At 40.2% G+C, this 10,668-nt stretch carries 9 protein-coding genes; 4 read left to right on the top strand and 5 right to left on the bottom strand.

What is annotated here, in order from left to right:
* Positions 1-173: 173 nt before the first annotated feature.
* The 4 genes from tig to HUN22_RS12390 all read left to right on the top strand — a co-directional run bounded on the left by tig (position 174) and on the right by HUN22_RS12390 (position 4,595).
* Entirely contained in the window at positions 174-1,508 is a 1,335-nt protein-coding gene (gene tig, locus HUN22_RS12375; RefSeq protein WP_002114878.1) for a trigger factor, read from the top strand.
* A gap of 193 nt (positions 1,509-1,701) precedes the next feature.
* Complete coding sequence (clpP, locus tag HUN22_RS12380) at positions 1,702-2,307, top strand: ATP-dependent Clp endopeptidase proteolytic subunit ClpP (RefSeq protein WP_002114870.1); 606 nt, start codon at positions 1,702-1,704, stop codon at positions 2,305-2,307.
* Positions 2,308-2,412: 105 nt separating this feature from the next.
* Positions 2,413-3,726 (top strand): ATP-dependent Clp protease ATP-binding subunit ClpX, encoded by a 1,314-nt coding sequence (gene clpX / locus HUN22_RS12385; RefSeq protein WP_174729783.1) that lies wholly within the window; start codon positions 2,413-2,415, stop codon positions 3,724-3,726.
* A 152-nt stretch (positions 3,727-3,878) separates the two neighbouring features.
* Positions 3,879-4,595: a DUF2846 domain-containing protein gene (locus HUN22_RS12390; protein WP_174729787.1), complete on the top strand. Its 717-nt coding sequence runs from the start codon at positions 3,879-3,881 to the stop codon at positions 4,593-4,595.
* 24 nt (positions 4,596-4,619) lie between these two features.
* Here HUN22_RS12390 and HUN22_RS12395 read toward each other — a convergent pair whose 3' ends face one another.
* The 5 genes from HUN22_RS12395 to HUN22_RS12415 form a co-directional block, all read right to left on the bottom strand.
* Positions 4,620-5,174 (bottom strand): DUF2059 domain-containing protein, encoded by a 555-nt coding sequence (locus HUN22_RS12395; protein WP_002114716.1) that lies wholly within the window; start codon positions 5,172-5,174, stop codon positions 4,620-4,622.
* Between the two features lie 142 nt (positions 5,175-5,316).
* A complete protein-coding gene (locus HUN22_RS12400; protein WP_002115045.1) occupies positions 5,317-6,843 on the bottom strand; it encodes a fumarate hydratase in 1,527 nt (508 codons plus the stop codon).
* Between the two features lie 229 nt (positions 6,844-7,072).
* Positions 7,073-9,217, bottom strand: a complete 2,145-nt coding sequence (pta, locus tag HUN22_RS12405; RefSeq protein ID WP_014208324.1) for a phosphate acetyltransferase — start codon at positions 9,215-9,217, stop codon at positions 7,073-7,075.
* Positions 9,218-9,262: 45 nt separating this feature from the next.
* Positions 9,263-10,465 (bottom strand): acetate/propionate family kinase, encoded by a 1,203-nt coding sequence (locus HUN22_RS12410; protein ID WP_174729790.1) that lies wholly within the window; start codon positions 10,463-10,465, stop codon positions 9,263-9,265.
* Positions 10,447-10,566, bottom strand: coding sequence for a hypothetical protein (locus HUN22_RS12415; RefSeq protein ID WP_079748237.1), 120 nt, complete (start codon positions 10,564-10,566; stop codon positions 10,447-10,449). The genes HUN22_RS12410 and HUN22_RS12415 overlap by 19 nt, the downstream gene beginning before the upstream one ends.
* Positions 10,567-10,668: the final 102 nt, after the last annotated feature.

Genomic DNA, 10,668 nt, shown 5'->3' on the forward strand with positions numbered 1-10,668 from the left:
CTTAAGTACTTATGAAAAATATTTAAAGAATCATAAAATTACTGTGAAATTTACTAAAATAATGTCCTTCACTTACATGAAGTGATCGGTTAATTTTGTATATCTGGAAAGTTGTCATATAATACAGCACTTTTTAAAACTGTTCCTACTAACTAATTTTTATCGAGGAAGCCATGCAAGTAACGACTGAAGCGGTTTCGGGCGTTGCCCGTCGTTTAAATGTGTCTGTACCGACGAGCCGTATTAACGAGCAATTTGAAGCTCGTTTGAAGCGCACTGCCAAAACTGTGAAGATCAACGGCTTCCGTCCAGGTAAAGTACCTGAAAACGTTGTTCGTCGCGAATACGGTGCAAGCATTTATCAAGAAGTTGTAAATGACATCATTCGTGATAGCGTTTTTGAAGCAATTCAACAAGAAAAAATCAATGCGGTAGGTATGCCGAACATTGAGAAAGTTGAACACAAAGAAGATGCTTTAGTTTTTGAAGCGACTGTAGAAGTTTATCCAGAAGTTGAAGTAAAAGCATTTGACGGCTTAGAAGTTGAACGTAAATCAGCTGAAATTAAAGACGCTGACGTTGACGCTATGATCGAAAACTTGCAAAAACAACGTCAAACTTGGGCTGTAACCAAGGGCATGGCGAAGAAAGACATGCAAGTGACTTTTGACTTCGAAGGTACTATCGATGGTGAGAAGTTTGAAGGCGGTTCTGCTGAAGACTTTAAACTTGTGTTAGGTTCAGGTCGTATGATTCCTGGCTTCGAAGACGGCATCATCGGTATGAAAGCTGGTGAAGAAAAAGTAATTGATGTTACTTTCCCAGAAGATTACCAAGCTGAAAACTTAGCTGGTAAAGCAGCTCAGTTCAAAATCACTGTGAAGCAAGTTGAGAAATCAAAACTTCCAGAAATTGATGCTGAATTCTTGAAAATCTTCGGTGTAACTGAAGAAGAAGGCGTTGAGAAATTAAAAGCTGACGTTCGTAAGAATATGGAACGTGAAGTTCGCAATGGTTTACGTAACCAAGTTAAACAAGCTGCTTTTGATGCACTTGTTGCTGCGAACGAAGTTGAAGTTCCAACTGCAATGGTTGCTCAAGAAATTGACCGTCAACGTCAACAAATGGTTCAACAGTTCACTCAACAGTTCGGTGGTGCAGGCGCGCAATCTTTTGACAAGAGCATGCTTCCTGACGAATTGTTCAAAGAACAAGCAGAGCGCTCTGTTAAGCTTGGCGTATTGGTAAGCAAAGTTTTAGCTGATGCTAAACTTGAAGTTGACCAAGCTCGCGTTGATGCTTACATCGACGACATGGCTTCTTCTTACGAAGATCCAACTGAAGTGATTGAATACTTCAAAAATGATGCTCAACAACGTGCTCAAATCGAAGCAGTTGTATTAGAAGATCAAGTTGTTGATCACATCTTAGCTGGTGCTAAAGTGACTGACAAAGCTGTATCTTATGATGACTTATTGAAAGAACAACAAGCTCGCCGTATGGGCTAATCTTTTAAGAAGTCAGAAAAAGGCGCCTTAGGCGCCTTTTTTGCTTTTCTTTATGTGGTCAATTTGAGTGCGACATTAAGTACTTAGGCATAAATAATATAATATTTCAGTGCGAACCTTTTGCAATTTGAGAAATTATCCCGCATATTGTTGCCATAGGTTAAGTCACAAAAAATTTAGGAATAAATAACGTATGTATGTTCCAACAATTGAAAATGCTTTAGTTCCTGTTGTGGTTGAACAATCTTCTCGCGGCGAACGTTCTTTTGATATTTATTCACGACTTTTACGTGAGCGCGTCATTTTTTTGACAGGTGAAGTTGAAGACAACATGGCAAATCTGATCGTTGCCCAAATGTTGTTTTTAGAAGCTGAAAACCCTGATAAAGATATCCACCTTTATATCAACTCTCCAGGTGGGTCTGTGACAGCGGGCATGGCTATTTATGACACAATGCAGTTTATTAAACCTGATGTCGTGACATATTGTATGGGCCAAGCTGCTTCAATGGGTGCATTCTTATTAAATGCGGGCGCTAAAGGCAAACGCTATTGTTTAGAAAATGCCCGTGTCATGATTCACCAACCATTGGGTGGTTTCCGTGGTCAAGCATCGGATATTGAAATCCATGCGCGTGAAATTCTCTTTATTAAAGAGCGCTTGAACCGATTAATGGCAGAGCACAGTGGTCAAGACTATGAAACCGTTGCTCGTGATACTGACCGTGATAACTTTATGACAGCTCAAGCTGCTAAAGAATATGGTCTGGTTGATCAGGTGTTAAGTAAGCGTCCATAAGGACCTTCTTATATAAATAACTTGAGATGTTGAAAAAGATCTCCATTTAGTTATTTATGCAGTGCATCTTGCCCTAATATTTAAGATTCTATTTGTGGAGTGAATATGTCCGAACATCCTCAAGGACAAAAACATTGTTCATTTTGCGGTAAAACGCAGTCTGAAGTCGGGAAACTGATTGCGGGTGAGGACGCATATATTTGTAATGAATGTGTGGATGTCTGCTTAGACCTTGTACAAACCAGCCAACAGGTTGAAGCAGGGGACTGGGCGAGTAAGGCATTGCCAAAACCACATGAAATACGTGCTGCGCTTGATCAATATGTAATTGGTCAAGATCTTGCCAAAAAGACATTATCTGTTGCGGTTTATAACCATTATAAACGCCTAAAAGTTGGTCATAATGGACATGTGTCTAAAGAAGTAGAAATTGCTAAAAGTAATATTCTACTGATTGGACCTACAGGTTCGGGTAAAACTTTACTTGCTCAAACATTAGCTCGCCTTTTAGATGTTCCATTTGCGATGGCAGATGCTACAACATTAACCGAAGCAGGTTATGTGGGTGAAGATGTTGAAAATATTGTACAAAAGCTTTTGCAAAAAGCAGATTACGATGTAGAGAAAGCTCAGAAGGGTATTATCTATATCGATGAGATTGATAAGATTACTCGTAAATCTGAAAATCCATCAATTACGCGTGATGTTTCTGGTGAAGGTGTACAACAAGCATTATTAAAAATGATTGAAGGTACAGTGGCTTCGATTCCGCCTCAAGGTGGTCGTAAGCATCCACAGCAAGAGTTTATCCAAATTGACACCTCAAATATCTTATTTATTTGTGGTGGTGCATTTTCTGGTTTGGAAAAAATTGTACAACAGCGTCAAGAGAAAGGCGGAATTGGTTTTACAGCTGACGTTAAAAACAAAGATGAAACCAAAAAGCTTGCTGAATTGTTCCGTCAGGTTGAGCCAACTGACTTGGTGAAATTTGGTTTAATCCCAGAATTCATTGGTCGTTTACCAGTGATTGCGACACTTGAAGAGCTAGACGAAGAAGCTTTAATGCAAATTTTGACTGAGCCAAAAAATGCATTAACACGCCAGTATCAATATCTTTTCACTATGGAAAATGTTGATCTGATCTTTGAAGATTCTGCATTACGTGCTGTTGCTAAAAAAGCGCTTGAACGTAATACGGGTGCGCGTGGTCTACGTTCTATTATGGAAAACGTACTGCTTGAAACTATGTATGATTTACCAAGTCGTACAGATGTTGGAACAGTCATTATTAATGAAGCAGTCATTAATGGTGAAGCAGAACCTGTTTATCAGGCTGAACGCCAACCTAAAGAAGCTGCAACGCATGAAAGTGCTGCTAAGGCAGATTTAAAGGTTATTGATTCGAAGTCTGCATAGATTTCATTCATCTAAAAAGCATGAATCGCGTTAGTGATTCATGCTTTTTTTGTTTTCAATTTATATGGGTAGTGTTAATCTTAAAAATACAAAATACGCATAGTTTTGCGGTGTAAAAAATAAATCAAAAACAAAACGCTTTGAGGGATGCCATGCGTTATTTAATCGTATCTTTGTGCTGTGCAGGACTATTTGTGGGCTGTCAAAGTTCATCTCATTTAGAAAAAAATTCGAGTGAATTGACCGCGACTCTACCTAAAGTTGATGTTGAAAAAGAACCTGGTTTATTAGATCAATATCATTTAGGCGGTTTTACTGTGGGAGGGTGGGTCAACCAAAAATTGGGTCAGACTTTTGCTCCAATCAAACCACAAAATGAACAGGCAGCTGTAGTTTATCTATATCGACCAGACACAAAATGGAATCGTCAGGAAATTGCAGCGATTAATCTCTTTGTGAATGGCAAGCGCATTCCGAGCCTATTACATAATCATTATTACTGGATTGAGTTACCAGCAGGAACGTATCGTCTTTCTGCGAGTCGCCCTTTACTTGGTATTCATTTTCAAGAACCAAAATATATTGATATTACTGTTGAGGCGGGAACGTCTTATTATTTGAAATATGATGAAGAAAATAAAATGGACCGAAGTGAACATACTGGTCCATTTATGTTAATGCAAGACAATATCGGACGTAGAGAGATAGCATTTACCGAGCTTAAATCTTCTAGCTATAATTTTGTTGCTGAAGATGCTTCAGGAAAGATCCGCCATAAACCACAAGAATTAAAGCCAGCTAAATATGATGAAAAATCAGATGTACATCTGATTAAACCATTTAAATTATGGAATCCTTTAACTTGGTAATGAGCTGAAAAAGATAAAGAAAAGTTAAGACTTTTCTTTATCTTTCATCAACGGTGCAAGAATTTTAAGCATCTCTTCTTGCATATGATCTCGTGCTTTAGGGTCATTAAATGTTTGCTGTCCCAACTCCATCATATATTCTGAAATTTGCCCCATAATCTGTACATTTTTGCGCGTAATTGATTGGCCTTCTGGGGTTTTTAAAAATTTCAGATTCGCCTGAATTTCCTCTTCAGTATAAGTCTTTAGGTAAATATCCTGTAAGGCTTGGGCGGTTTTTGGGTTGCTAATGAGCTGATTACTTGAATCTTTTAGGAGAGAACCTAACTTCTTCGCGGCCTCTTTTTCTTTTGGACCTAAAGTTTTGATACCTGTGATATTACTAACGATCTGTTCTGCCTGTTGATCATAGTAAGGCGTTAATTCATTAATTGACTCTTTAAGCAGGTAATCAATTTGGCTCATTTGCATGAGTTCTTTAACTGAACTTAATTTGGCAGGAGAGGCAAACAAGCTTGTGGTAATACAGCTTAGGCAAAGGCTGATTGAGAGATTTTTAAGAATAGGGCGAATAGTCATGAAATGACCTATATTCAATATTTGGCGAGAGGGTGCTTTCATTAATAGCACAGATTGACGAAGTAATTGTTACAATTCTTTTCAGATTTTAAAATAAAAAAAGAATGCATAAAAAAAGCACCGAATTCGGTGCTTTTCTTGATTAGCCAGCTGCTGCATCGACTACTGGAATTTTTCCAATTTTCGCTTGCCAGATTTTTGGAGCTACTGCGTGAATTGAAGTACCGTTTACATCAACTGCAACAGAAACTGGCATATCTTCAACTACGAATTTGTAGATTGCTTCCATACCTAAGTCTGCAAACGCAACAACTTCAGCTTCACGAACAGCTTTAGATACGAGGTAAGCCGCACCACCAACTGCCATTAAGTAAGTTGCTTTGTTGTCTTTGATTGCTTCAATTGCTGTAGGACCACGATCAGCTTTACCGATCATACCGAATAGGCCAGTATGTTCTAATACTTTACGTGTGAATTTATCCATACGTGTTGCAGTTGTAGGGCCAGCAGGACCAACGACTTCATCGCCCACTGGATCAACAGGGCCAACGTAGTAAATAAACTTACCTTTAAGATCAACTGGTAATTCTTCACCATTGTCGATCATTTCAACCATACGTTTGTGCGCAGCATCACGACCTGTGTACATTGTTCCGCTAAGAAGTAATGTGTCACCCGGTTTCCAAGAGTCCATTTCTTCTTGAGTAATGGTATCAAGGTTTACACGTTTAGACTGTGAAGAGTCCCAAGTTACAGAAGGGTAGTCTTCAAGTTTTGGTGCTTGGATATGAGCTACACCTGTACCATCAAGCTGGAAGTGAGCATGACGAGTAGCAGCACAGTTAGGAATCATACCTACTGGTTTACCAGCAGCATGACATGGGTAATCTTTAATCTTAATATCAAGAACAGTCGTTAAACCGCCAAGACCTTGTGCCCCAATACCAAGTGCATTTACTTTTTCAAAGATTTCGATACGAAGTTCTTCGATTTTGTTTTCTGGTCCACGGCGAAGTAATTCGTCCATGTTGATTTCTTCCATGAGCGCTTCTTTAGCAAGCATCATGGCTTTTTCAGCAGTACCACCAATACCGATACCGAGCATACCTGGAGGACACCAGCCTGCACCCATTGTTGGAACGGTTTTAAGTACCCAGTCAACAATTGAGTCAGATGGGTTAAGCATTGCAAGTTTAGATTTGTTTTCTGAACCGCCACCTTTAGCAGCAACAGTAATATCTACTTTATTACCCGGAACGAGTTTGTAGTGGATTACAGCAGGGGTATTATCTTTTGTGTTTTTACGACCAAATGCAGGGTCAGCAAGTACAGATGCACGAAGAACGTTGCTGTTTTCAAGGTAACCTTGACGAACACCTTCGTTTACCGCATCGTCTAAGCTCATTGTTAAATCAAATTTAACATCTAAGCCCACTTCAAGGAAAACGTTAACAATACCAGTGTCTTGGCAAATTGGACGATGACCTTCCGCACACATGCGAGAGTTAATTAGAATCTGTGCAATTGCATCCTTTGCGGCTTTGTTTTCTTCGCGATCATAAGCACGGCTCATCGCTTGGATAAAGTCTTGCGGGTGATAGTACGAAATAAACTGTAGGGCGTCCTTGATCGATGTAATCAAGTCATCTTGTTTGATAATCGTTGTCATACCAGAAAATCTCTTGAGCGGGCTGTTAGCTAGCGGGCTAAATTATATGACAAAAAGACAGCGTTGTGGGAGATTGGTTGATCTTTTGACCGAAAGTCGCATAAGAAGATTTGAAGTGATTTAAACGTAAGAAATCAGAAAAACTATTTATTTTTGAGTGATTAAAATAAAAAAAAGCCATTTGAGCGGACATCAAATGGCGAGAGGTAGTAAAGGTTAATTATATTAATTATTTGGCAGCGGCTTGTTGCTCGGCCTGAATTGCTGTTAATGCAATGGTAAAGACGATGTCATCTACCAATGCTCCACGAGACAAGTCATTCACTGGTTTGTTGAGGCCTTGCAGCATTGGTCCAACGCTCACAACATTTGCAGCACGCTGTACCGCTTTGTAAGTGGTATTACCCGTATTTAAATCTGGGAAAATAAATACATTGGCACGGCCTGCAACGCGTGAGTCTGGTGCCTTTTGACGTCCCACACTTTCAACTGAAGCTGCATCGTATTGAAGTGGACCATCAATCAGTAAATCAGGACGACGTTGCTGAGCAATTTGAGTTGCTTGCTGTACTTTTTCAACATCTGCACCTGTTCCAGAAGTACCAGTTGAGTAGCTGATCATGGCAATACGCGGGTCAATTCCAAACGCTTTCGCTGAGTCAGCCGACTGAATGGCAATTTCAGCTAGTTGTTCTGCTGTAGGGTCTGGATTAATTGCACAGTCGCCATATACATAAACTTCATCTGGTAAAAGCATAAAGAAGATTGATGAAACCAGTGAATATTCAGGTGCTGTCTTGATGAGCTGGAATGCTGGGCGGACTGTATTTGCTGTGGTGTGTACCGCACCTGAAACTAAACCATCGACTTGATCTAAGGCTAACATCATGGTGCCAAGCACTACAGTATCTTGAAGCTGTTCTTTCGCTTGAAGCTCATTGAGTTTACCTTTACGTAGCTCAACCATTGGTGCAACGTATTGATCACGAATACTATCGGGGTCGACAATTGCCAATTCGGCAGGTAATTCAATACCGCGTGCTTTCGCAACATCGTGCACAGCATCTGGTTTAGCTAATAAAATACAGTCAGCAATACCACGTGCCTGACAAATTGCTGCAGCTTGAATGGTGCGTGGTTCATCACCTTCAGGTAGCACAATCCGTTTTTTTGCTGCAATTGATTTTTGCACCAGTTCATGACGGAAAGCTGATGGCGACAGGCGAGGGGTAGCAGCATTGTTGCTGTGCTGTTTAAGCCATTCAACATCAATATGACTTGAAACAAATCGAGTCACTTGCTCAGCACGTTCAGTATCGTCAGTTGGAATCTCATTGCCAAAATTAGATAAACGCTGAGCAGTTTCAAGTGTATTTAAACGGGTATGTAAAATTGGCAAACCTTGTTTAATTGCACTTTGGCAAAACTCTAAAAGCTCTGGTGCTGGTGCTTCTCTTTCGGTAAGTACCAAACCTGCAAGAGGAATACCATTGCTGGTTGCCAAACTACTTGCAAGTAAAACGTCGGTACGCTCAGATGCGCTAATAATCAATTCGCCTGCAATAAACTTATTCAGTTCATATTCAATGCTTGAAGCAATTAAACTCGAATGCAAAATACGACGTGTTTTCGCTTCACCTTGATGTACCCATTGCCCATCAATGACATTTGCAATATCAAGTGTTCTTGGTACGCTTAACGTGTTGCTAAATGGAACCAGCCCAATAATCGGTAAATCACTAGAACCAAAATAACGATTATATTTTTGCAGTTCAGTCGTAAATTTTGCGATTTCTTCAGTCGGTCGTAACGATGGATCAAACGCAACAGGAATTTGAGCTGTTTCTTCGGTTAATCCACGGGTACGCATAAACAGTACACCAGCAGTACGATTTGATGTTGCTCCACCAAACTGGCGTAAATGAGCATCTACTTTTTCTGCGGCTTTTTTCGGGTTTTGAATATCTGCTGTACTAACTAATACAACTTCTGCATCAAGCGCTTGTGCAAGACTTGCGTTAAGCTCACTGGCGAAGTGGTCTTGTCCGTTTGGTAATAAGCCTTCCACAATAATGACATCATGGTCTGCTGCAACACTACGATGAAGGCTAACCGCTTCTTCAAGTAATTCATCTACTTCCCCAGCGGCAATAAGCTGAGTTAATTTTTCATGCGAAATAGATTGAACAGTTTTACTTTGAAATAAATGACCAAATAATGAAGTGGTTCGGTCAAGATGCTCTTGGTCTTCTTGAGAAAATGGTTTTAAAAAGCCTGCTTTAATGCCGTTACAATCAAGTGCGTAAATCATGCCTAAGCAGGCAGAGGTTAAGCCAACCCCTTCGCCTGTAGGAATCAATAAAATTGTATTCATATAAACCTATAAATAAACGAATATCGAGTTTTCGCTAAGCTCTAATTAAGCAAGGCTTGCTACAGATGCTGTATTTTCTGCCGCTTCAACAACTTGACGAGTTTCTTTGGCAATACGGCCTTCTTCGTCTGTAGGAATGACCCAAATTTGTGGACCATTTCCGTTGTCGATTCGCCCTTCAGTGCCACGTTTTAGGTTGTTGTTTTGATCTTTATCAAGCTGCAAACCAAAATGAGGTAAATAAGCTAAGGTTTTTTCACGAATATAGGCTGAGTTCTCGCCAATACCACCTGTGAAGATTAAGCCGTCCAATGTTGGTAAACCACAGCTTAATGCAGCAAGTGATTTTGCAAGGCGATAACTGAATACTTCGATTGCAAGAGTGGCATCTTCGTTGCCATTTTCAGCCGCTTCAATCACTGTACGCATGTCGTTAGACAGTTGAGATAAGCCTAGTAAACCACTTTCGTTATTTAAAACTTTATCAATTTTTGCTAAGTCCCAACCGAGGTTTTTCGCAAGGAAGCTGTGTAAGCTTGGATCAACGTCACCACTACGCGTCCCCATTACCACACCTTCAAGTGGAGTAAGGCCCATAGAGGTATCAACACTTTGTCCATTCCATACTGCGCAAGTTGAACTACCGTTTCCTAGATGTGCTGTTAACCATCCACCTTTTTTCAGGTTGCCTGCAAGCTCACTTGCTTTATCAGACACATAGGCGTGGCTTGTACCATGGAAGCCATAACGGCGGACGTTGTGGTCAGTATATAAAAACTTAGGAATTGCATAACGGTATGCATGCGGTGGCATGGTTTGATGGAATGCTGTATCGAATACGGCAACTTGAGGTAATTCAGGGAATAGGCGTACGGTTGCGTCAATACCAATTAAATGTGCTGGGTTATGAAGCGGTGCTAAAGGTGTCGCAGCACGAATACGTTCAATAATTTCAGGAGTGAGTAATTCTGCTTTAGTTAAACTACCACCGTGTACGACACGGTGACCGATTGCTTGCGGTTTGTAGTTGGCAAGACGTGCAAGTAAAGTTTCTAAAGCTTTGGCATGGTCAGCATAGGGAATTGAAAGTTCAAGTGGTTCACCACCGACTGTAATTCCCTTAATACGAGCGTCAGCTGCCCCCAAGTTTTCTGCTAAACCGTAAATACGGTCTTCACGGCGTTCTGAAACCAGTGCGTATTTAATAGATGAAGAACCGCAATTGATAACTAATACTGATGTAGCCACGTTGAAATACCCAAGTCCTGATTTAAAATAGTTTTCCTAACTTCCTGCTCAACACGTATTATTTTTTGATACAGATTGAACGGGTTGTCATGTTTTAACATGTGCTGTTTTTCTGTCCAAGATAGACTTTAGCCCATTAGACTTAAGCACTATCGACCATAAAATTATTTCTAACTAATATTCGTCCAGTATAAAGCTTAAGC

Source organism: Acinetobacter lactucae (genome assembly GCF_013344765.1).
GTDB lineage: Bacteria > Pseudomonadota > Gammaproteobacteria > Pseudomonadales > Moraxellaceae > Acinetobacter > Acinetobacter lactucae_A.